Annotated in this window: 20 protein-coding genes; 11 read left to right on the top strand and 9 right to left on the bottom strand. The window is 63.0% G+C overall.

Going from position 1 to position 21152, the window contains the following annotated elements; translation table 11 throughout:
- Positions 1-142 precede the first annotated feature (142 nt).
- Positions 143-1048, top strand: a complete 906-nt coding sequence (locus IVB22_RS01120) for a dihydrodipicolinate synthase family protein (protein ID WP_247515485.1) — start codon at positions 143-145, stop codon at positions 1046-1048.
- 123 nt (positions 1049-1171) lie between these two features.
- Positions 1172-2140 carry an SDR family oxidoreductase gene (locus IVB22_RS01115; RefSeq protein ID WP_247515484.1) on the top strand — a complete coding sequence of 323 codons (969 nt, stop codon included), beginning with the start codon at positions 1172-1174 and terminating at the stop codon, positions 2138-2140.
- 60 nt (positions 2141-2200) lie between these two features.
- Here IVB22_RS01115 and IVB22_RS01110 read toward each other — a convergent pair whose 3' ends face one another.
- Together IVB22_RS01110 and IVB22_RS01105 are read right to left on the bottom strand one after the other, a co-directional pair.
- Positions 2201-2689: a GcrA family cell cycle regulator gene (locus IVB22_RS01110; protein ID WP_247515483.1), complete on the bottom strand. Its 489-nt coding sequence runs from the start codon at positions 2687-2689 to the stop codon at positions 2201-2203.
- 50 nt (positions 2690-2739) lie between these two features.
- On the bottom strand, positions 2740-2940 hold the full coding sequence (locus IVB22_RS01105; protein ID WP_057839093.1) for a hypothetical protein: 201 nt from the start codon (positions 2938-2940) through the stop codon (positions 2740-2742).
- A gap of 290 nt (positions 2941-3230) precedes the next feature.
- Between IVB22_RS01105 and IVB22_RS01100 the strand changes: the two genes are divergently transcribed.
- Entirely contained in the window at positions 3231-3578 is a 348-nt protein-coding gene (locus IVB22_RS01100; protein ID WP_247515482.1) for a GrlR family regulatory protein, read from the top strand.
- 8 nt (positions 3579-3586) lie between these two features.
- Here the strand turns inward: IVB22_RS01100 and IVB22_RS01095 are convergent, their stop codons facing one another.
- The gene (locus tag IVB22_RS01095; RefSeq protein WP_247515481.1) at positions 3587-4528 is read right to left on the bottom strand and encodes an acetamidase/formamidase family protein; all 942 of its coding nucleotides are present in this window, start codon (positions 4526-4528) and stop codon (positions 3587-3589) included.
- Positions 4529-4594: 66 nt separating this feature from the next.
- Between IVB22_RS01095 and IVB22_RS01090 the strand changes: the two genes are divergently transcribed.
- From IVB22_RS01090 to IVB22_RS01080, 3 genes are all read left to right on the top strand, one after another.
- Positions 4595-5398 (top strand): YdcF family protein, encoded by an 804-nt coding sequence (locus IVB22_RS01090; RefSeq protein ID WP_247515480.1) that lies wholly within the window; start codon positions 4595-4597, stop codon positions 5396-5398.
- Between the two features lie 76 nt (positions 5399-5474).
- Complete coding sequence (locus tag IVB22_RS01085) at positions 5475-6260, top strand: DUF169 domain-containing protein (RefSeq protein ID WP_247515479.1); 786 nt, start codon at positions 5475-5477, stop codon at positions 6258-6260.
- Positions 6261-6408: 148 nt separating this feature from the next.
- Positions 6409-7587, top strand: coding sequence for a trans-acting enoyl reductase family protein (locus tag IVB22_RS01080; protein WP_247515478.1), 1179 nt, complete (start codon positions 6409-6411; stop codon positions 7585-7587).
- A gap of 107 nt (positions 7588-7694) precedes the next feature.
- On the opposite strand, the gene IVB22_RS01075 is transcribed toward IVB22_RS01080, so the two are convergent.
- Entirely contained in the window at positions 7695-8912 is a 1218-nt protein-coding gene (locus tag IVB22_RS01075; RefSeq protein ID WP_247515477.1) for an NAD(P)/FAD-dependent oxidoreductase, read from the bottom strand.
- A 124-nt stretch (positions 8913-9036) separates the two neighbouring features.
- Between IVB22_RS01075 and IVB22_RS01070 the strand changes: the two genes are divergently transcribed.
- On the top strand, positions 9037-9519 hold the full coding sequence (locus IVB22_RS01070; RefSeq protein ID WP_247515497.1) for a MarR family winged helix-turn-helix transcriptional regulator: 483 nt from the start codon (positions 9037-9039) through the stop codon (positions 9517-9519).
- Here IVB22_RS01070 and IVB22_RS01065 read toward each other — a convergent pair.
- From IVB22_RS01065 to IVB22_RS01055, 3 genes are all read right to left on the bottom strand, one after another.
- Positions 9516-10784, bottom strand: a complete 1269-nt coding sequence (locus IVB22_RS01065) for an O-antigen ligase (protein WP_247515476.1) — start codon at positions 10782-10784, stop codon at positions 9516-9518. The two genes, IVB22_RS01070 and IVB22_RS01065, sit on opposite strands and share 4 nt — an antisense overlap.
- 136 nt (positions 10785-10920) lie before the next feature.
- Entirely contained in the window at positions 10921-12447 is a 1527-nt protein-coding gene (locus tag IVB22_RS01060) for an undecaprenyl-phosphate glucose phosphotransferase (protein ID WP_247515496.1), read from the bottom strand.
- 139 nt (positions 12448-12586) lie between these two features.
- On the bottom strand, positions 12587-13720 hold the full coding sequence (locus tag IVB22_RS01055; RefSeq protein WP_247515475.1) for a glycosyltransferase family 4 protein: 1134 nt from the start codon (positions 13718-13720) through the stop codon (positions 12587-12589).
- A gap of 258 nt (positions 13721-13978) precedes the next feature.
- Between IVB22_RS01055 and IVB22_RS01050 the strand changes: the two genes are divergently transcribed.
- On the top strand, positions 13979-16273 hold the full coding sequence (locus tag IVB22_RS01050) for an exopolysaccharide transport family protein (RefSeq protein ID WP_247515474.1): 2295 nt from the start codon (positions 13979-13981) through the stop codon (positions 16271-16273).
- A 108-nt stretch (positions 16274-16381) separates the two neighbouring features.
- On the opposite strand, the gene IVB22_RS01045 is transcribed toward IVB22_RS01050, so the two are convergent.
- Positions 16382-17572, bottom strand: coding sequence for a GNAT family N-acetyltransferase (locus IVB22_RS01045; RefSeq protein ID WP_247515473.1), 1191 nt, complete (start codon positions 17570-17572; stop codon positions 16382-16384).
- A 132-nt stretch (positions 17573-17704) separates the two neighbouring features.
- Here IVB22_RS01045 and IVB22_RS01040 point away from each other — a divergent pair, with 132 nt between their 5' ends.
- Positions 17705-18757 carry a polysaccharide deacetylase family protein gene (locus IVB22_RS01040; RefSeq protein ID WP_374207425.1) on the top strand — a complete coding sequence of 351 codons (1053 nt, stop codon included), beginning with the start codon at positions 17705-17707 and terminating at the stop codon, positions 18755-18757.
- A gap of 1 nt (position 18758) precedes the next feature.
- Here IVB22_RS01040 and IVB22_RS01035 read toward each other — a convergent pair whose 3' ends face one another.
- Positions 18759-18971 carry a DUF2842 domain-containing protein gene (locus IVB22_RS01035; RefSeq protein ID WP_247515471.1) on the bottom strand — a complete coding sequence of 71 codons (213 nt, stop codon included), beginning with the start codon at positions 18969-18971 and terminating at the stop codon, positions 18759-18761.
- A gap of 118 nt (positions 18972-19089) precedes the next feature.
- On the opposite strand from IVB22_RS01035, the gene IVB22_RS01030 reads away from it, so the two are divergent.
- Together IVB22_RS01030 and IVB22_RS01025 are read left to right on the top strand one after the other, a co-directional pair.
- A complete protein-coding gene (locus IVB22_RS01030) occupies positions 19090-20181 on the top strand; it encodes a COX15/CtaA family protein (protein WP_247515470.1) in 1092 nt (363 codons plus the stop codon).
- Positions 20182-20303: 122 nt separating this feature from the next.
- Positions 20304-21146, top strand: a complete 843-nt coding sequence (locus IVB22_RS01025) for an FTR1 family protein (protein WP_308200341.1) — start codon at positions 20304-20306, stop codon at positions 21144-21146.
- The last annotated feature ends 6 nt before the right edge of the window (positions 21147-21152 follow it).

Here is a 21152-nt window from a genome sequence, read left to right as displayed (position 1 = left end):
CGATAAATCTCGATCCGCTCTTCAAGGCTGAGCTGGCAATAACATTGTCCCATCGCAACAACACCATAGCAGGTGTTGCACTTGTTCTGTGAACCAAGGGGATACACCCGCATACAGCGGATGGAAACGCGAGGGCCAGCCCATGAAAGCACGTCCCACCGGCGTGATACCGCCGATGACCACGCCGTTCCGGAAAGACGGCGAGATCGACCTCAAACAGGTTGCAGCCCAGGTCGACTGGCTGATCGGTGCCGGCAGCCACGGCATGGCGGCCGGCGGCTCGACCGGCGAGGGACATACGCTCGACCACGAAGAGTATCGCGACCTGGTGGCGGCGACGGTGGAAGCCGCGAAAGGGCGCGCGCCCGTGATTGCCGGCATCATCGTCGATTCCACCCGCGACGCGATCCGCCGCGGCAAGCTGGTGCGCGACATGAATGTCGCCGCGTTGCAGGTGACGCCGGTGCATTACCTGTTCAAGCCGGACGAGCAGGCGATGGTCGATCACTTCCGCTGCATGGCCGACGAAACCGGCATGCCCATCGTCATCTACAATGTGGTGCCGTGGTCCTATCTCTCACCGGCGCTGTTGACGCGGATCATGAACGAGGTGCCGCTGGTCATCGGTGTCAAGCAGAGCGCGGGCGATTTGAAACTGTTTGCCGATCTCATGATGATGGCGCCGGACAAATTGATCTACAGCGCCGTCGATGCGCTGATGTATCCGTCCTACGCGCTCGGCGCGCATGGATCGATCGCGGCGATCCTCAGCGCCGCGCCGCATGCTTCCGTCGAACTCTGGAACGCGGTCAAGGCGGGAAACCATGTTCGCGCGCTGGAGCTGCACCAGAAGCTGCTGACGCTGTGGAACGCCATCGTCTCCGACAATCTGCCGGCGTGCACGCGCTACGCACAGTCGCTGCAGGGCCTGCCTACGACATTCTCTCGCGCACCGATGCCGGAAGCATCGCCCGCGCAACAGGCCGCCATCCGGAAGGCGCTGGAAGCACTGAGCGCGTCGAACCGTCAAACCGAAGCGGCGGAGTAATTCCGCCGGACGAAACGTCGCTGCGCTTTACCCGCGATTCCCACCTGCTACTGTCCTGTTCGCACGGGCTCCATTGCCATGAGGGCCCGAACTCAAAAATCGAAAACCGAGGTAACGATCTCAATGAAGGATTTTGCCGGAAAGTTTGCCGTGATCACCGGGGGCGGCACGGGAATGGGCCGCGAACTCGCGCGCCAACTCGTGGCCGAAGGCTGCAATGTCGCGATGTGTGACGTTTCCCTGGAAGCGATGGCCGAGACCAAGCGCATGTGCGAGGCGGAAAAGCTGCCGCAGGGGCTGCGCGTCACCACGCATGTCGCCGATGTCTCGATCGAGGCTCATCTCCAGCGTTTTCGCGATGAGTTGATCGAGCAGCAGGCGACCGACAAGATCCATCTACTGTTCAACAACGCCGGCATCGGCGGCGGCGGCAGCCTGTTCACCAACACGCGCGAGCAATGGGAGCGCACCTTCAACATCTGCTGGGGCGGCGTCTATCTCGGCGTTCGTACCTTCCTGCCGCTGATGATGAAGGCGGACGAGGCCCATATCGTCAACACATCGAGCGTCAACGGCTTCTGGGCGTCCGTGGGATTGGGCGCGTCGCACACTGCCTACAGCGCCGCCAAGTTCGCGGTGAAAGGGTTTACCGAAGCGCTGATGACGGATCTGCGGCTCAACGCGCCGCACATCAAATGCTCCGTCGTGATGCCCGGGCATATCGGCACGTCGATCGTTTCCAACTCGCGCAAGATCCAGAGCGGATCGGAATCCGAGGAGTTGAGCCCTAATGAAATCCTGGCGACGCGGCAGCGCCTGAAGGGCATGGGCATCGACACCGCGCCGATGTCGGACGCCGATATCCAGCAGATCGCGCTCGACCGCGCGCGTACTTTCCGCGAGGAAGCACCCACCACGGCGGCGGCCGCGGCAAAGATCATCCTCGACGGCGTCAAGGCCGAGCGCTGGCGGATTCTCGTCGGCGACGACGCCCACAAGCTCGACGAGCGGGTGCGGCAGGCCCCGGAAAAGGCCTACACGCCGGAGTTCTACAAGAGCTTTACGGAGGAGGTCGGCTGGCGGCTCGGCTAGGACCTGTCGGTTCTGATGGAATCAGAACCGACAGCTTCTCTTTGTGTTAAAGCGTTTTCTTCACGCGAACCGGTTGGCTTGTCCGCGCACGACGCGCTGGCGCGAGCCCGGACGATAGGCGAGGCGGTGGTGGCCCGAGCAATAGGGCATGCCTTCAACCGGCGTGTTGCCGCAAAAGCAGAAATCCTCGGCGCCGGGCGTGCTGATCGGCCAGCGGCACCGTTTGTCGCTGAGTTCGAACAGCGAGCAGCGATAGTCGCTTGCGATCGGCTCTTCCTGGAGCGGCTGCGCGTTTTCGTAGACGGCCTGCAGGATCTGATACTGCAGCCTGGGAATGGATTTCCTGGAGCGCTCTCGGGCGGCCTTGGCCGGGCGCGGTTCGGCACGGGCCGGGCCGCGTGTCAACTGGAGGCGGGCAAGTTTGCCGATCACCGCGTTGCGGCTGACGCCGATGCTGGCTGCGATCTCGCGGCAGGTCAGGCCGGCCTCAAAATGGCTCTTCAGGAGTTCGACGCGATCGGTAGTCCAGGTCGGTAGATGCGTAAGCATGTTTCTCGGTTCCACATTCTGTGTGAACCGCCGCGTTCCGAAAACTCCCGTCAGGACGCCTTTCCGTTGTCGCGGATCGCAAGCAGCCCGTCCTTGATGGCGAGCCGAATGCCTTCCTCGATCAAAGTCCTTGCGACGCCGGGAACGCTGGTGCCGTGGGTGCCCTGTCTCACCAGTCTTTCGAGATAATTGATGGTCGAGAGCGCCAACGTAACGGGAACGCGGTCGGTTTCGGCTTTTTCTGTAGCCATGGAGAACGCTAACTTTTAAACGATGTACTGAAAAGTTACTATTTCGACTCTATTTAGTTTTGCACACATGAGTCAAACGGCTTGTGGATAGCTTCCTATCCATTTGAAAAAGCGGTTAAAAATCCGGGGCTGGGTCTGTGGACTGGCTGCGCGCCGGTTGAACGGAGCCCCCGCTGGGGCTCGGCAGCGCTCGCGGGCGCGGCGAAACGATCCAGCCGCGCGTCCATTTCTTGATTGCCTCGCGCTACCGGGAATGCCGATGATGTCCCTGGACGATGGCAAGGGGCGCAATGACGGTAACGAACGGTCTCTACACCATTCAGATCGAGATGACGGACGGCGGGCACGGCCGCGCCAACGGCGTGATCGTGCTGCACGACGGGAAGATCGCCGGCGGTGACTCATATTTCTATTACACGGGCTCCTATCGCGCCGATCGCGGCAAATGGCGCGGCGAATTGATCACCAACGAGCACACGAAGTCGGTCGGCAGCCGGCCGCTGTTTGGCGGGCGTGAAGTCACCTGCGGCTTTACGGGCGCCTATTCCGCCAACGCAGCGGAAGTGAATGGAACAGCACTGGTCGGAAAGACCAGCGTTGTCTTTCACGCCAGGTTGCAGTTGCGTTCGGAGTTTTAAAGACGGCGTCAGCCGTGCACGACCGTCTTCGCGATCATGCAGTGAATGCCCTTGGAGCCGTTGACGGTTTGCGTCACCCGCAAATCGGCGGCGAGGCTGCAAAGTGTGTAGGCGTCCTCACGCGACAAATTGCGCTTTTCGCCCAGCAACGCGATCATGTCGCGCAACGCGCGCACCACGCATTGATCGAGATCGGGATCCATCGCCATCGTCATGTAATGATCAGGCGTTTCCGCGCGCGGATAGGTGAGCTGCAGGTCCTTGCGCAAGGTCAGGCGGAAGCGGCCCTGCAGCGCGGTCTCGATTGCGGTGACGCAGACTTCGCCATCGCCCTGCACACCGTGGCCGTCGCCACAGGAGAACAGCGCGCCCGGCACGAACACCGGCAGATACAGTTTGCCGCCGGCGCCCAGTTCCTTGTTGTCGAGGTTGCCGCCCATCGCTCGCGGGATCAGCGAGGTAATGCGGCCCCAGGCGGGCGGCGGCGCCACGCCCATCACGCCGAAGAACGGCTTAAGCGGCAGATCGAGGCCCCATGGCATCCGGCCCACCATGCGTTCACGATCGAGCGGAATGTTCAGGATCCGCGTCTCGTGAAAATCGTCGGGCAGGGTACCCGATAGCGGGCGGATCAGATTGTAGCCCCAGTCCTGCCGGAGCTGCACGTCGAGAATGTCGACCTCCAGCACGTCGCCGGGCTCGGCGCCGGCCACAGCAACAGGGCCGGTGAGAATGTGGCCTGGCACCATGCGCTCGCTCCGCGCGTGAATGTCGGCAAGCTCGGGAGGTATGTGAAACTTGGCTCGGTCAGGCACGACGTCCGGACCGCCGGTCACGGTGTCGATGGTGACCTCATCGCCGCTGGCGATGGTCAGGACCGGCTTCAATTTCGCTTCGAAGAAGCCCCAGTGGCAGGTTTCGGGGCTGGAATGCAGGTGATGATGGGGCATGAGGAGGCTTTTGGTTGCTGCAATGGCGTCGTATGACGCTGTACCAGACATTGTCAGAGGCTTCCCTTGTTTTTTGTCCTGTCCAAAACGATCGGCTACCTGCTGTTGCCGACGAATTTCCTGATCGCTGTCGGGTTCGTCGGCGCCATTCTGATGGTGACGCGCTTTGCATCACTCGGCCGCAAGCTCGTGATAGCGGCCGTGCTGCTTCTCGTGATCTGTGGGCTGTCGCCAATCGGAAAAGCTTTGCTGTATCCCCTGGAGCAGCGCTTTCCGTCATGGGACGCCGCGCGCGGTGCGCCTGATGGCATCATCGTGCTGGGGGCGTCGATCGAAGCCGATCTCTCCGTGGCGCATGGAACGCCGGTGGTTCGAGGCGCGCCGGACCGGATCATTGTTGCCGCCGCGCTGGCGAGGCGATATCCGAACGCGCGCGTGGTTTTTTCCGGCGGTAGCGCGAACCTCGTCTCGAACGATGCCAGGGAAGCCGATTTCGCCGGCGCTATCTTCGAAAGCCTCGGCGTCGACAAATCGCGGCTGATCATGGAACGGCAATCGCGCAACACGCAGGAGAACGCCGAATTCTCCAAGGCGCTGGTCAAGCCGAAAGAAGGCGAACGATGGCTGCTGGTGACCTCGGCCTTTCACATGCCGCGATCGGTCGGCTTGTTCCGAAAAGCGGGATTTGCGGTAGAGCCCTATCCCGTCGATTGGCGAGTCGGCGGCCGCGATGACCTGATGGCGTTTTCAAACGTTGCCGTCGAAGGGCTCGGACGGACCGACCTTGCGTTGCGCGAATGGATGGGCCTCATCGCATATCGGCTCACCGGCAAGATCGACGAGTTGGTGCCGGGTCCGGCGCCGAAGTAAGAGGTCGCAACCCCCATCGAGCCGGGTTACAATCAGGCAAGGCGCTGTTCAGCGCGCCGATTTGGGAGGTTACGCCATGCAACAGCAGACGGCACCGGAAGCGCTCGATTTGGCCGGCATGGTGGCCGATCTGAACAGTCTGCTTCGCCTGAAGACGACCGTGATCGGTATCAAGATGTTTGCCCGCGCCGAGGAGATGACCGCGATCCCGAAGATCCGCCGTCCCTCTGCGGTGCATACCACCGACCAGATCGTCAGCATGGCCTCGCGGCTCGGCTGGACCGTCGGCATCACCGGTGACGATCTCGTCGGCGCGCAGTGCCGCGCGGTGATCGGGCTGGCGCCACAGGACGAAAAGTTTCTCGCCGGCGAAAACTATGTCGGGGTCTGGCATGGCACGGCCGAGGACGCGCGCAAGCGTCAGGAGGCGCTCGATGTCGTGCCTTTCGGTCGGTACCAGGCGATGGCGGTGAGCCCGCTTACCAGCGGCCGGCTCAATCCGCCGGATATTTGTCTGGTCTACGCCACGCCCGGGCAGATGATCATTCTCATCAACGGCCTGCAATATACCGGCTACAAGAAATTCGAATGGGGCGTTGTCGGCGAGACCGCGTGCGCGGATTCCTGGGGCAGGGCGCTCAAGACCGGTGAGCCGTCGCTCTCGCTGCCGTGCTTTGCCGAGCGGCGCTACGGCGGCGTGCCCGATGAGGAGATGCTGATGGCGCTCAAGCCGGAGCATCTTGCCAAGGCCATTGTCGGCATGAAGCAATTGGCAAAGAACGGCCTGCGTTACCCGATCGCGCCCTATGGTATCCAGGCGGACGTGCGCGCCGGCATGGGCGTGTCATACGCGAAGAAATAGGCTTGCGAATTGCAGCCGAAGCCGTCATTGCGAGCGAAGCGAAGCAATCCATGCCTCTACGTCGGGATAGAATGGATTGCTTCGCTGCGCTCTCTTGCACAAACGCTTCGCGTTTGTTGTAGGCAATGACGAGAAAAAGGAATCGAGTATGTCTTCGTCGAAATTCGACATCGTCGTCTACGGCGCCACCGGCTTCACCGGCCAGCTCGTCGCCGAATATCTCGCCGCGCAATACAAGGGCGACGCCAATCTGAAATGGGCTATGGCCGGCCGCAGCAAGGACAAGCTCGCTTCCGTCCGCGACGCGATCGGCGCGCCTGCCGATACGCCGCTCCTTGTGGCCGATGCCAGCGATCCGGCTTCGCTGAAGGCGATGGTGGATCAGACGAAGTCCGTGATCAGCACGGTTGGCCCGTATCAGTTTTACGGCAACGAGCTGCTTGCGGCCTGCGTGGCCTCGGGCACCGACTATTTCGATCTCTGCGGCGAGCCGCTGTGGATGCGGGAGATGATCGACAAGCACGAAGCAGCAGCGAAAGCGAGCGGCGCGCGCATCGTGTTTTCGTGCGGGTTCGACTCGGTGCCGTTCGAACTAGGCGCCTTCTTTGTGCAGGAGGAAGCCAAGCGGATGTTCGGCACGCCGGCTTTGCGCGTCAAGGGACGCGTGCGCGACATGCGCGGCACCCTGTCCGGCGGCACCGCCGCGAGCGCCAAAGCGACGTTCGATGCGGTCGCCAAGGATCTCAGCCTCGTCGCGACCCTCAAGGATCCGTTCGCGCTGACCCCCGGGTTCAAGGGGCCGAAACAGCCGCCGGGCAGCAAGCCGGCCTACGAGGAAGACCTGCAGTCCTGGGCAGCGCCGTTCATGATGGCGCTCATCAACACCCGTAACATCCATCGCTCGAACATGCTGATGGGCTTTCCGTACGGGAAGGAGTTCGTCTACGACGAAATGGTGCTGACGGGTGCTGGTGAGAAGGGCGAAGCCAACGCCAAGCTGGTGATGGCTGCAAACAGCGAAAAAACCGGTCCCGGTGCGCCCAAGCCAGGCGAAGGGCCGTCGAAGGAAGAGCGAGAGAACGGCCTCTATGATCTGCTCTACGTCGCCATCGGCCCCGATGGCCGTCAGGTCCGTGCGGCGGTGAAGGGCGATCGCGATCCCGGCTACGGCTCGACGTCAAAGATGATCTCGGAATGCGCGATCTGCCTGCTGCGCGACGCGCCTGACGTGCCAGCGGGAATCTGGACGCCGGGGGCGGCGATGCAGCACAAGCTGATCAAGCGTCTCGTCGATCATGCCGGGTTGACGTTCACGGTAGAGCAGTAGTCGCAGAATCGTAGGGTGGGCAAAGCGGAGCGTGCCCACCATTCGAGGTAGCGATCGTGGATAGATGGTGGGCACGGCGCAAAAGCGCCTTTGCCCACCCTACACAGTTACGCCGCCGCCCGGCGCGACGGTTCCGCCGCACGCGGATCATAAGCGTACATCCAGTCCATTCCCTTGGCCGAGAGTGGAAGCAGCAGCTTCAGCATGCGGTCGCGGATCCAGGCGCCGGTGGCGCTGAACTCGCGCTTGCTGTTGCCGTTGCGGCGGGCGAGCGCGACGACACGTTCCGCGCGCGGACGGCGTTCGGCCTCGAAGTTCTGGAAGGTCAGCGCGAACTCCTGCCGGTCCTGCATCATGCGGCCGAGCCGCATGGCGTCTTCGAGCGCCAGCGAAGCGCCCTGGCCGGCATGCGGGCTGGTGGCGTGCGCGGCATCGCCGATCAGAAGCGTGCGCTGGAGCGACCAGGTCGGCAGGGTCGCGACATCGAGCGTCGCCGTCACCACGATATTCTCGGCCGCTTCCAGAATCCGCGGGATCGGATCGTGCCAGCCCTTATGGAAGTCGAGGAGATGCCGCTTGATCGCGTCCAGACTCATGGCGCGAAAGGTTGCTGCGTCGGTGCCGTGCGAAGGCTGCGTGCTCCACCACATCACGCCATCGTTTTCATCGGAGCTGCAAAGGCCATAGCCGAAGAAGCCGCTTTGTCCGAACGTCGTCACCACGCGTTGGCCGGTCGGCACATCGTCGAGCAACGATCTCGGCACGAAGCCGCCGAAGCCGATCAGACCGGTGTCGAACGGCTTTGGGCCATCCGGGATCACATGGGCACGCACCGCGGAATGCACGCCATCAGCGCCGATCACGAAATCACCCTCGGCAAAGGAGCCGTCGGCGAAATGCGCGACGACGGGCTTGTCGGCGCGGTCCTCGATAGAGACCAGCCGTTTCTCGAACCGCAGCTCGACGCTCTCGCACCAGGCCCTGTCGATGAGCGCCTCGTTCAGGGTTGCGCGGCACATGTTCACCGCGGGTTGGCCGAAACGCTGCCGCATATTCTGGTTCATGGAGCCGAGGCGCGCGCCGGATTGTGAATGGAAATCGAAGGATTCTGCGATCGATCCGCGCCGGATCATCTCGTCGGCCAAGCCGATCTCGGCCAGCACATGCATGCCGTTAGGTGCGATCTGCAGGCCGCCGCCGATCCCGGTCGAGTAGGGCCAGGCTTCGAATAGTTCGGCATCGATGCCTGCCCTCTTCAGGAAGATTGCCGTCACGGGACCAGCGATGCCGCCACCGATGACCAGCGCTTTCGGTCGTCCGCTCATGCCTTGCTCCATGCGCCCGCGAGGTGGTAGGAATGTATAGTTGCTAATTATCTTAGTAACTAAGATGTATATCGACTAAGATATTGAGGTTGGCTTGTCAAGAGCGAAGGCGCGGGCTGCGCTGATGCAGGAACTCGAGAACGCGCTGCGGCGCGGGTCCGCGCAGGGGACGATCTTTGGGCAAACGGTGGCCAATACCGTCGGGATTTCGGGCTCCGACCTTGAATGTCTCGACTTTCTCAATCTGGAAGGCCGGGTGACCGCAGGGCGGCTGGCGGAGGTCACAGGGCTGACCACTGGGGCCATCACCGGCGTCGTCGATCGGCTGGAGAAGGCGGGCATGGTCCGCCGCGAGCGCGATCCAGACGATCGCCGCAAGGTGTTCATCGCGACCATCCCGGAGAACGTCGTCAGGGTGGGGCGCTTCTACGAACACATGCAGCGCGGCATGGTCAAACTCTGGGAGACCTATTCAGACGCCGAACTGCGACTGCTGGTGGGATTTGCCACGAAGGGCTACGAGACGTTGCTGGCGGCGACCGAAGAGCTCAAGTCGATGGTCGATGCGCCCAAGAAGAAGCCCGCCAAAAAGGGCAAGCGGACCTAGGAAGCCTTCGCGGGCACCATGAGCGCGGGATTGGCGCCGGCCTTCCAGCGTTCGGCGGCGACGAACATGCCCCACATTGTGCCCAGCATCATCCAGAAGTGCCGCCAGTGGTCGGTATCGATGATGAAACTCTCGCCGACCGTGCCGAGGAAAGCTGCGAAGATGGCCAGATAGGTCGGCTGCCAGGGCACGCGGACAAAGACGTAGCGGAAGCTCGTCAGCACGGTGACGAAGATCAGCGCCGGATAGCAGACGCCGGAGAGCCAGCCACCCGACATGAACGCGTTTAGATAGGAGTTATGGGTGTCTTCCGGAAAGAAGCGGTTGAATTGCAGCGGCCCGATGCCGAGTGGCAGCCCGAGCGCCATCTCCGCACCGAGGATATGCCGGCCGAAGCGGCCGAAACGGCCCTCATCATAGCTCTGGTCGAAACTGGCGCGCTGCTTGAACAGCTGCGAGATCGAATCGAACGACAGCAGTACCGCGACCAGCGCGGCTGCGAGCACCACCACAACCAGCGCCATGACGATGATGCGCGAGCGCTGCGACTGCGATCGGCTGGTCAGCACCATCAGCGCCAGCATGACGGCGGAGGTAATGACGAGCATGCCCCACGCGGCGCGTGAGAATGCCAGCAGGATCGCCAGCGATATGATGCCGAACGCGACCGCGCTGCGGAGCGATTTGCCGAACTTGTCCGAGACGACGCTTTGCAGCGCGAGCAGCGCCGGCAGGATCAGGAACGCACCGAATACGTTCGGGTCCTTGAAGGTGCCGCGGGCGCGGTCGTACAGCGTCAGCAGGTCGCGTCCGCCGGGGACGAGATTGAAGTAACCAGCGATTCCGGCGAGCGCCGCGATCAATGCGCCGACGACGAGGCCGCGCCGGAGCATGTCGAGCCGCGCGGTGGTGTCCTCGGAGATGACCATTGCGAAGAAGATGACCGTGACCGCCATGTACCAGGAGGTCGCGATCCAGTTCGGCACATTGGGCCGGTCCATCACGGCGACCGCACTGATGCTGTAGCCGATATTGATCAGGAACAGCAGCAATAGCAGCGGCACAAACACCAGCCGCATCCGTAACCCCGTCGCGAAGAAGATCACACAGGCTGCAAGCGTGGCCAATTCGTAAGGGCTGGGTTCGATGAAAACGATGGCGCCGGACGCGCCGACCAGCCACACCATCGCGCGCTGCAAGGCGAGCACGCCGGGCGCGGCCATCGTCGATGGGAGCGATCCCCCGGCTGTCGCCGCATACGCCATTACACACTCACGCAACGCAACAGAACAATGCAGCCACTACTTCCGTCATTGCGAGCGCAGCGAAGCAATCCATTTTTCCCAGCGTTGCGCTATGGATTGCTTCGCTTCGCTCGCAATGACGTGCGGGCTTTTCAACTCAATACGCGTTCTCGCTCTTGGTCATCAGCGCCAGCGGCGTATTCAAGAGAATGTAGAGGTCGAACAGCACCGACCAGTTCTCGATGTAATAGAGATCGAACTCGACACGCTTCTGGATCTTCTCGTCGGTATCGACTTCGCCGCGCCAGCCGTTGATCTGCGCCCAGCCGGTGATCCCGGGCTTGACGCGGTGGCGCGCGAAATAGCCGTCGACGGCTTCGTCGAACAGCCGGCTCTGAAACTTGCCTTGAACAGCATGGGGGCGGGGGCCGACCAGGGAGAGGTTGCTCTTGAACACCACGTTGAAGAGTTGCGGCAGTTCGTCGAGGCTGGTCTTGCGGATGAAGCGCCCGACGCGGGTGACGCGGGGATCATTTTTGGTTACGACCTTGGAGGCGGTCGGATCGGCCTGATGGTGGTACATCGAGCGAAACTTGAGCACGTCGATGCGCTCGTTGTTGAAGCCGAATCGTTTCTGGCGGAATAGCACCGGCCCGGGGCTGTCGAGCTTGACCGCAAGCGCAACCAATCCCATCACCGGCAGCGCCAGCACCAGGATCACGAGGCCGACGACGTGGTCGAATAGCCACTTCATCACCAGATCCCAGTCGGTGATCGGCGCTTCGAACACGTCGAGGGTGGGTACCTCGCCGAGATAGGAATAGGAGCGGGGACGGAAGCGCAGCTTGTTGGTATGGGCCGAAAGCCGGATATCGACCGGCAGCACCCACAGCTTCTTCAGCATCTCCAGAATGCGCGTCTCGGCCGAGATCGGCAGCGCGAACAGCACGAGGTCGATGCGGGTGCGGCGCGCCAATTCGACGATGTCGTCGACCTTGCCGAGCTTGGGGCTGCCGGCGCAGGTATCCATCGCGCGGTCGTCGTTGCGGTCGTCGAACACGCCGAGCACCTTGATATCGGAATCATCCTGGGTCTTAAGCGCCTGTAAGAGCTCTTCGCCGTTCTGGTCGGCTCCCACGATGATGGTGCGGCGATCGAGCCGGCCCTGGCGGGCCCAGCTACGCACCAACGAGCGCAGGATCACGCGCCCGGTCACCAGCACCGCGAGGCCGCTGAAGAAAAACGCCGTGAGCCAGAGCCGCGAAATTTCGCTGCCGAGCTTGACGATGAAGGATGCGCCGATGAACAGCAGGAACACGAACGCCCAGGATGAAGCCATCCGGGTCATCTGGCGAAGATGACCGCGGAAGAGCTGCACCTGGTAGATATCGGCGGCCTGGAAGCAGATCACGGCGGTTGCGGCTACGCCGAAGATCGCCGCGAGAAATTCCCAGGAAAAGCCGCGGAGGGGGACGACATACCCGTAATACAGGGCGACGCCGAGCGCGCTCAGCATCGCGAAGTCGATGACGCGAACCGCGCCTGCGATCACAATCGGCGAATAGGCGCGGCCGACTTTCTGGTTGCTGACGGCAATAGCGGCCGGGGTAAGCCTGCGGCGCCGTTCAACCGGGGGCCGATCGGCGGTGGCGGTCATCGCGGCCGTTGCCGCGGAGTCGAACATCGAGCGTGCGTTAATCGGTTCCACTGGTCCACGTCCGTTCTGGAGCATGCACATGGGAACGTGCCTGCCGGTGCGGAATTCCCCGCACTTATGGCTTACGGGACAAATCGGAAGAAACGGTTACGTTGGTAAGGAAGGGTTAACGATTGGCAAACGCGTCGCGGTAGCCGGCAAAGACGCCCTCGACCATCGCCTTCTGCGAAAAATGCTGGAAGATTCGTTCGCGCAGCGATTTGGCCCGCTCCTTCGCCGCGGCCGGATCTCTCAGCGCGGTTTCGATCGCGTCGGCCATGGCGGCAGCGTTGCTGGGGGCGAACAAGGCATCGCCATGCGCGCCGAAAATCTCGGGGATGCCGCCGATATTGGCGGCAACCATCGGAATGCCTGCGGCCGCCGCCTCGATGACGACATAGGGCATTGAATCCCCGCGGGAGGGAACCACCAGCAGCGAGCCCTTGGAGAAGCCGTAGCGCGCCTTGACGTGGCCGATGAACCGCACGGCGTCGCCGAGGCCGAGCTGTTCCACCTGGGCCTTGAGGCTTTCGCTTTCCTCGCCGTCGCCGGCGAGCGTGAGCGTCACCGGACGGCCGCCGGCGCGCAGCCGTGCCACCGCGTCGATCAGGAGGTCGGCGCCCTTGATATGCCGGAACTCGCCGACATAGATCAGGTCGGTGGCGTCCTCGGCCTTCACAACCGCGTCGAATTCAGTGGCGGTGACGCCGTTGAACACGCAGCGCACCAGTCCCTTCGGCATGCCGATGGTGCGCTGATAGGTGTCGCGCGCGAACGCGCTTTCGAACAGGAAGAGGTCGGTATCGTTCATCAGCGCGCGTTCGACACGGGCATAGATGCTGCCCTTCAGCGTCGCCAGCGGATAATGCAGCGAGCCACCATGCGGCGTGTAGACCCGGATCCGGTCGCGGGAAGCGGTCCGCAAACGCATGAAGGCGCCGGCCTTGGCGCCGTGACCGTGCAGCACGTCGGGCTTCAGTTGGCGGATCATGCGCTGGAATCGGGCCCACACCAAAAGATCACTCGGTAACGGCTCGCGGCGAATGGCTGTGCGGTGAACGCCGAGCTTGAGCTTGGGAGCGATTTCCGCCAGCGCCTGCTCGGCGCGTTCGCCGCCGGTGAGGCTGTCGGCGATGATGCCGACGTGATGGCCGCGGTCGGCCTGGCCGTTGGCGAGATCGAGGATATGGCGGAAAATGCCGCCGACAGGCGCGCGCGTGGCGTGCAGGATACGAAGCGGCTGACCGTCAACGAGAGGCATGATCAGAACCAGCGCTCGCCGACGAGCACGAGCGCAGCAACCAGACATGGGATTCGAGCGGGTCCGCCTCGCATTACTAGAGTCCTGAAAAAAGTTGCCGCCCGATTAAGGGCTTTGATGGTTAACAAAAAATGACCGCGTGCCAATAGCCCGTGTTTGCGGGTCGCGAAATGGGGCAAATTAACCCAGCGGCAACCATAATGGAGTGTACTCGGCCGGGTTCGGGTGGACCAGCAGTTACGTCCGCGGGGGTGTGCGATGCGTTTGGCGTTCTGGCGTGCAGGCAAGGACAAGCCGGTGGTGCAGCGGGCGATGGCACGGCCTGCGCCTTCGGCTCCGAAGCACGTCGCTACATCCGAATCCGGCGATCTCGATCTGCATGCGCTCGGCGGGGCGCTGATGCGCAAGCGGGGCTGGATCATCGTCCCGACGGTGCTGGCGCTGGTGGCGTCGCTCGCTGCAGTCAATATGATCACCCCTCGGTTCAAGTCGGAGGCGCGCATCCTGGTGGATGGCCGCGAGAACGTGTTCCTGCGTCCGACCGGCGATCGCAACGAGGACCGCAGTGCGCTCGACCCCGAAGCCGTGACCAGTCAGGTACAACTCGTGCAGTCGCGCGATCTGGCCCGCGAGATCATCAAGAAGAACAAGCTTGCCGAACGCCCCGAATTCGATCCGGTGCTGCAGGGGTTTTCGCCGCTGAAGTCATTGCTGGCCCTAATCGGCATCGGACGCGATCCGCTCTCGCTGACGCCTGAGGAACGCGTGCTGGAAGCCTATTACGATCGCTTCACGGCCTACGCCGTCGACAAATCCCGCGTCATCGTCATCGAATTCCAGTCGCGCGATCCCGAACTTGCCGCGCGCGTCGCCAACTCGATCGCAGAAGGCTATCTGGTGCTGCAGCAGGATGCGCGGCAGCAGCAGGCGAAATCGGCGGGCCAGTGGCTGTCGGGTGAAATCGAAAGCCTGCGCAAGAAGGTGGCCGAATCCGAATCCCGCGTCGAGGATTTCCGCTCCAAGTCCAGCCTGTTTGTCGGTACCAACAACACGACGCTCTCCAACCAGCAGATGGGCGAGCTCAACACGCAGTTGAACAACGCCCGCGCGCTGAAGTCGGATGCCGAATCCAAGGCGCGGCTGATCAAGGAAATGCTTCAAAGCGGCAAGCCGATCGAAGCTTCCGAGGTGCTCAATTCCGAACTGGTGCGCCGGCTGTCCGAGCAGCGCGTGACGCTCCGCGCACAACTCGCCGAGCAATCCTCGACGCTGCTCGGCGGCCATCCTCGCATCAAGGAGTTGAAGGCGCAGCTCACCGATCTCGATCGTCAGTTGCGCGAGGAGGCGGGCAAGGTGTCGCGCTCGCTGGAGAACGATGCCCGCATCGCCGGCGGCCGGGTCGAAGGCCTGACGAACAGCCTCGATCAGTTGAAGAAGCAGGCGTCCTCGAGCAACGGCCAGGATGTGCAACTGCGCGCACTCGAGCGCGAAGCCAAGGCCCAGCGCGATCTGCTCGAATCTTATCTGGCGAAATACCGCGAGGCGAGCGCCCGCGAGAATATCGAGGCGGCACCGGCCGATGGCCGCATCATCTCGCGCGCCACCGTCTCCAACACCCCGGCATATCCGAAGAAACTTCCGATCGTGCTGATCGCGACGCTGGCGACCTTGCTGCTCACCTCCGGCGCGATTGCGACCGGCGAATTGCTACGCATGACCGCGCCGCGGGCCGCTGGTACGGTTTCGCCGGAAGTCGTGCGGGAAATCGCGCCCGGAATCGTACCCGAAATCATTTTGGCTGCTCCGCCGGAACCGGTGCGTGCGCCGGCAATCGCGCCCGAGCTTCCGGTGGCGGACCTCGCTGACGTGAATGCTGACGTGGATCACGCCTCCGAGCCGGTGTTGAATGAACCGCGCGTGGACAGCCCTCACACGGACACCGCGGCGGAAATTGGTGAAATCGAGCAAATGGCGGATGTCCTGGTTGGCGAAGGCTCCGCGGCGCGCAAGGTCACCGTGCTCGGCACGGCATCGAGCGAAAGCATCACGCTGACCGCGCTGACGCTGGCGCGGCTGATGGCGCAGCAGGCGAAAATTGTGGTCGTCGATCTCGTCGCATCCTCGCCCATGATTCCCGCAATGTCGACCGATCCGGTTGCGCCCGGGCTTGCCGAACTGATGCAGGGCGAGGCGTCGTTTGCGCAGATCATCACCAGGGATCGGCAGTCGCGTGTTCATCTCGTCAGCGCCGGACGCCCCGGCTTCGACCGGGCGCAGCTTCAGTCGCCGCGGTTGACGCTCGCGATCGACGCGCTGCTGCGGGTCTACGACCATGTACTGCTGGACGCCGGCGCGGCCTCCGATCTGTCGGCCGAATTGCTGACGTCACAGGCGCGGGCGGTCGTGGTGCCCGAAGCGTCGATGGCGCCGGACGCGCGTGCGCTGATGTGCGACCAGCTCAGGGCGGTCGGCTTCTCCGAGGTGACGATGCTGAGCAAGCCGTGCGAGGCGTTGGACGCAGTCGAACCGGGCCCGCGCGTGGTGGCGGCTTGAAGGAACTTGTAGGGTGGGCAAAGGCGCAAAGCGCCGTGCCCACCATCTACACCGTCATCTCGAAATGGTGGGCACGCTTCGCTTTGCCCACCCTACGGATCTACGAATCTAGCTGAACGCGTTACGCAGCTTTTGCGCCATCTCCAGCAGCGCCGGATTATGCTTCACCAGCCGCTTGGTGCGGTTGAGGCCTGACATGACACTGGCGGCAAGCTTGCCGCGCTGGCTGAGCGGGATGAAGCTGTCGAAGATCGGTTCGTCGTCCTTGCAGAACAGCCGCTTGTAATCGTCCGATCCGATCCCAAGGTCGAGCGCGCCATAACCCTGTCCGGCATAGTGATCGATGATGTCGCGCATCAGGATCAGGCCGGGGCTATATTTCGAATTCGCCGACATCGTGTAGGTATTGAACATCATCGAGAAGCGATGGCCATCGGCGACACCGGCGAAGATTGCGATCACTTCCTCGTCGCATTCCAGCGCGTGGATATCGATGGCGTGCTTGCCGCCGGCGAGCGGCGCGGTGCAGGCGCCGCGGATGAAATCCTCGATGCTGGGATCGGCGAACACGTTGGGCAGCTTCTGTTCAGCCATCCGCAGCGGCTTGACGCGGAAGAACCAGTCGAGCAGCCGCGTGATGTCGGCCTCCGACGACGCCACGTGACTGCGATAGCCGGGCAGGGACTGCAGCTTGCGTTCCTTGCCCTTGAGGCGGCGCCGGAACGAGTTGCTGACCAGCGCCGCGGGCGCGGCACCGGGCTCCATCACCAATAGCGGGCAATCATTGGCGGAGGGCTGATGCGGCAGCAGGGCAAGCGGATTGGGCAGATCGCGCCAGCGAAGTGGTTGCTGATGCAGTGTGAGGACGTCGGCTTCGGAACGCTGCGAGATCGCCGCGATCAAACCTTCGAGATCGGCTTGCGTTGCGCTTGCGGCAAAATCGCGGTCGAACAGCGCCATGTTGAAGGTGGAATGCTTGCCGCCCATGAAACTGGCACAACGCGCGCCGTAGGCGTGCCTGAGCGCGAGCGGGAGCAACGCCAGCGGACGGCGTTCCGCGTCGTAGGCGATCACGATAAACGGAACAAGGCCTTCGCGCTCGCCGACCTGCCGCTGCCAGGGGCTGAGGAAGTCGAACCGCTGATACGGGGTGAAGAAGGTTTGCGCGCTTTCCAGGTTGCGCCAGATGCCTTCCGCGGCGGCGAGGTCGTGAACGATGTCGATGCCGGCGATGCGGCTCGCCTTCGACCACGCATCTGCATCCGCCGTCCGGTCTTCAATCGCGGCAGCCATGGTCATCGCAGAGCTCGTGCTATATGAAATTGTTTACAATTTTCGGCTTTGGCCGACCTTCGCAGGGAAATGTCAACAAAGGGTAATGCAATCGGTGCGCGGCGGGGGCCGCGCGACCGTATGGTTGAGGGCGGCACGTTGGCGTCGGACATAGGAATTTGGCGGCGGGCCCGGATGGAGCTCGCCTATTTCAGCGGCCACTTCAGACTGAAGCAGCGGGAGACCGGCGGCGCTGGCGTCATTTTGCGGCTCGAGCGCGTGCGCCCGCGCGATTCTCGCCCGTTTCAGCCCAACCGGTGGCGCGAAATCACGCCGCAATTTCTCGACCGGACGATTCGTGCGCTGAAGCGCTGGAACTTCGATCTGATCACGATGGACGAAGTGTGCCGGCGGGCGGTCACGCTGCCAAAGGCCAATCGATTTGCCTGCCTGACTTTCGACGGCGGTTGCAAGGATGTCATCACGCAGGCCTATCCCGTGCTGTCGAAGCACGGCGTGCCCTTCACCGTCTACCTGCCGACCGCATTTCCGGACGGGCTCGGCGACGCCTGGTGGCTCGCGCTGGAAGGCATGATCGCGCGGGAGGATCGCATCAGCCTGGTGATTGACCGCAAGGAACGGCGTTTCGCAACCGGCAGCACGTTGGACAAGTATGATACTTTCGAATTTCTGGCGAGCTGGATGCGGACGCTGCCGCCGCAGGATCTTTCGTTCGCGATCCATGACCTCTGCACGCGCTACTCCGTCGATCTCACGGCGCTGACGCGGGCTGCGTCGATGGATTGGGAGGATCTGGCGAAGCTCGCTGCCGATCCGCTGGTGACGATCGGCAGCGCAACGGTGAACTATCCCGCGCTGTCCAACCTGAAAGAGGCCGATGCGCAACGCGAAATGAGCATGGGCAAGGCGGTCGCGGAGGCCGCCTTGCGCTGCGCCGTCAGCCATTTCGCCTATCCGTTCGGCGACCGGCAATCCTGGCGTCGGGAGCATGTCGTGATGGCGCAGGAGGCGGGCTTTGCCAGCGCGGCCTCGACGATCCCGGGAGTCGTCGAGGCCAAGGGCTACACCAATCTGCACGCGCTGCCGCGGATTGCCTGGGACGGGCGGCAGGGCTCGCTGCGCATGATGCGGGTGATGCTGTCGGGAATGATGTTTCCTACGGTCAGGCCGACCCGGGACAATTGGGTCTAATCTAGGCGGCGCGGTCGGGCCGCGACATCCAGCTGATAATCGGCATAGCCGGCAGCACCCATCCGAGCCCCGCCACGACATAGAAGATCGCCTGCCGCAGGCCGGAATTGGCCAGCCATGGCGTCTGGGCGATGGTCATTCCCAATAGCGACCACACCACGACCAGCACCAGAAGTGCGATGGTTCCGAAGAATTTGCGGGTGCGTATCGTCATGGCGGATATGTGAGGCTCGTGGCGGGTTGCGCGCGGGAGGGGGCGGACTATAAGGGGCGCGCCAGTTCAATCAAGCGCGCCTTTAAGGCGGGCCAGGACGGATTTCAAGACGGGTTTAATGACCGCTAGTTCCGCACAGCAGGCCCCGCATCTCGGCGCCGTCAGATGGTGGCTGATCGTGGTCGCCGCGCTGATCGCGGTCATGGTGCTGGTTGGCGGCGCCACGCGGCTGACGGAATCTGGATTGTCGATTGTCGAGTGGAAGCCGGTTACCGGCACGCTGCCGCCGCTCAACGAGGCGCAATGGGCGCAGGCGTTCGAGGGCTACAAGGCCATCCCGCAATACCGCGAACTCAATGCCGGCATGAGCCTTGCGGAGTTCAAGACCATCTTCTGGTGGGAATGGAGCCACCGCCTGCTCGGGCGCGTGATCGGCGCGGTCTATCTGCTGCCGTTCCTGTACTTCCTTTGGCGCGGCGTGTTGAGCACGGAGCTGAAACGGCGGCTGTGGCTGATCTTTGCCCTCGGCGCGCTGCAGGGTGCGGTCGGCTGGTGGATGGTCGCGTCGGGGCTCACACAACGGACCGAGGTGTCCCAGTATCGGCTGGCGACGCATCTGGTGCTGGCCCTGATCATTTTTGCCTCGATCGTCTGGACGCTGCGGCGGATGAGCGCGCGCTCGCAGCCCGTTGTCCCCCTGCGGCTGAAGGTCTCCGGGGTGGCTCTGCTCGCCCTGACTTTCGTCCAGCTTTATTTCGGCGCGCTGGTGGCGGGCCTGCGGGCGGGCAGGGTGTACAACACCTGGCCAGAGATCGACGGCGCCTTCATTCCTTCGGCGGCGCGGCTCTGGTTCGAGGAGCCGTGGTGGCGCAATCTGTTCGACAACACACTCACCGTGCAGTTCGAACATCGGATGACTGCCTATGCGCTGCTGATCCTGGCGGTGCTTCATGCCATCGACGCCATGCGGTCACGGGCCGGCGCGGCTGTCACCGTCGGCGCGTGGTCGCTGGTGGCGGCGATCATTCTGCAGGCTGCGCTCGGCATCCTCACGCTGCTGCACCAGGTGCCGATCGATCTGGCGCTGGCGCATCAGGCTGGCGCGATCGTTGTGCTGACGTTGGCAGTCTTGCAGACCGAACGGCTGGTTGCGCGGCGTGTCGGGCAGGACCGGCAGAAACTGGTTCTGCCGCTTGGGCAACCCGGCTGAAATTGAGAGATTCTAATCTGCCAACATTGCTGGAAGTGCCCAGTTCTCAGGGCTTTCTCGCTGCGCTATCGCCTTGACGCGTTTATGTGGCATGCGACCGCTTTACTTGAATCGTTTGGGCGATAAAACGAGCCAAAACAAAGGTTCCGTTCATGTCGTCAGCATTCATCCAGGCCGCCGTCATCCTGCTCCGTGAGGGGCTCGAAGCCATGCTCGTGATCGCAGCGCTTGCGGGCTATCTGACCAAGGCCGGCGCCAGTCATCGCATTCAGGCGCTTTATGCTGGCGCGCTCGTCGCCGTCGCGGCCAGCTTTGTTGCGGCCTGGTTGTTTGCGGTGCTGAACTCGGGCGACCACAGCGACGTCCTGGAAGGCATTATCATTCTGCTTGCCGCCGCCCTGATGCTCTACGTCAGCGGTTGGCTGATGGTGAAGCAGGATCCTCGTGGATGGCAGGATTACCTCGCGCACAAGGCCGATCAGGCCCTGTCGCAGGACACGGTGTGGGCGGTCGGCGCGCTGGCGTTCTTTGCGGTGTTTCGCGAGGGCGCGGAGACCGTCTTGTTCATCAACGCGCTCGCCAAGACCGAAGGCGGCTGGAGCGCGGGCCTGTTCGCCGGCCTTGCCGCGGCGGCGGTAGGCCTCGCCGTGCTGTTCTATTTCATCAACATGATTGCGCGAAAGCTACCGCTGCGACCGCTGTTCATCGTCACCTCGGCATTCCTGTTCGTGATGGCGATCAAGTTCATCGGCGAGGCCGTGCAGGAGTTCCAGGAGCAGGCGATCATCACGGTCACCGAGGCCAAGGGCTCGGCGTTCCTGAGCGCGATCGGCCTCAATCCTTCCGTGGAAGCGCTGTCGATCCAGGGCCTGGTGATCCTGTTTGCGTTGGCGAGCTATTCGGTGGTCCAGCGCAACAACCGCCTGATGCGCGAGGACAAGGCTGCCATGCGCGCGGCCGAGTGATCCGCC

It is taken from the genome of Bradyrhizobium sp. 190, from assembly GCF_023073415.1.
Lineage (GTDB): Bacteria > Pseudomonadota > Alphaproteobacteria > Rhizobiales > Xanthobacteraceae > Bradyrhizobium.
Note: the sequence above shows the minus strand (reverse complement) of the source record. Positions and strands in the feature narration are given on the sequence as shown.

Bases quoted from the DNA above. Each gene is read 5' to 3' on its own strand.
- IVB22_RS01035 (WP_247515471.1), bottom strand. From the start codon at position 18,971: ATGACGATACGCACCCGCAAATTCTTCGGAACCATCGCACTTCTGGTG.
- IVB22_RS01095 (WP_247515481.1), bottom strand. From the start codon at position 4,528: ATGCCCCATCATCACCTGCATTCCAGCCCCGAAACCTGCCACTGGGGC.
- IVB22_RS01070 (WP_247515497.1), top strand. From the start codon at position 9,037: ATGCAGGAACTCGAGAACGCGCTGCGGCGCGGGTCCGCGCAGGGGACG.
- IVB22_RS01080 (WP_247515478.1), top strand. From the start codon at position 6,409: ATGTCTTCGTCGAAATTCGACATCGTCGTCTACGGCGCCACCGGCTTC.
- IVB22_RS01115 (WP_247515484.1), top strand. From the start codon at position 1,172: ATGAAGGATTTTGCCGGAAAGTTTGCCGTGATCACCGGGGGCGGCACG.
- IVB22_RS01105 (WP_057839093.1), bottom strand. From the start codon at position 2,940: ATGGCTACAGAAAAAGCCGAAACCGACCGCGTTCCCGTTACGTTGGCG.
- IVB22_RS01075 (WP_247515477.1), bottom strand. From the start codon at position 8,912: ATGAGCGGACGACCGAAAGCGCTGGTCATCGGTGGCGGCATCGCTGGT.
- IVB22_RS01030 (WP_247515470.1), top strand. From the start codon at position 19,090: ATGACCGCTAGTTCCGCACAGCAGGCCCCGCATCTCGGCGCCGTCAGA.
- IVB22_RS01085 (WP_247515479.1), top strand. From the start codon at position 5,475: ATGCAACAGCAGACGGCACCGGAAGCGCTCGATTTGGCCGGCATGGTG.
- IVB22_RS01110 (WP_247515483.1), bottom strand. From the start codon at position 2,689: ATGCTTACGCATCTACCGACCTGGACTACCGATCGCGTCGAACTCCTG.
- IVB22_RS01065 (WP_247515476.1), bottom strand. From the start codon at position 10,784: ATGGCGTATGCGGCGACAGCCGGGGGATCGCTCCCATCGACGATGGCC.
- IVB22_RS01055 (WP_247515475.1), bottom strand. From the start codon at position 13,720: ATGCCTCTCGTTGACGGTCAGCCGCTTCGTATCCTGCACGCCACGCGC.
- IVB22_RS01045 (WP_247515473.1), bottom strand. From the start codon at position 17,572: ATGACCATGGCTGCCGCGATTGAAGACCGGACGGCGGATGCAGATGCG.
- IVB22_RS01060 (WP_247515496.1), bottom strand. From the start codon at position 12,447: ATGTTCGACTCCGCGGCAACGGCCGCGATGACCGCCACCGCCGATCGG.
- IVB22_RS01120 (WP_247515485.1), top strand. From the start codon at position 143: ATGAAAGCACGTCCCACCGGCGTGATACCGCCGATGACCACGCCGTTC.
- IVB22_RS01050 (WP_247515474.1), top strand. From the start codon at position 13,979: ATGCGTTTGGCGTTCTGGCGTGCAGGCAAGGACAAGCCGGTGGTGCAG.
- IVB22_RS01100 (WP_247515482.1), top strand. From the start codon at position 3,231: ATGACGGTAACGAACGGTCTCTACACCATTCAGATCGAGATGACGGAC.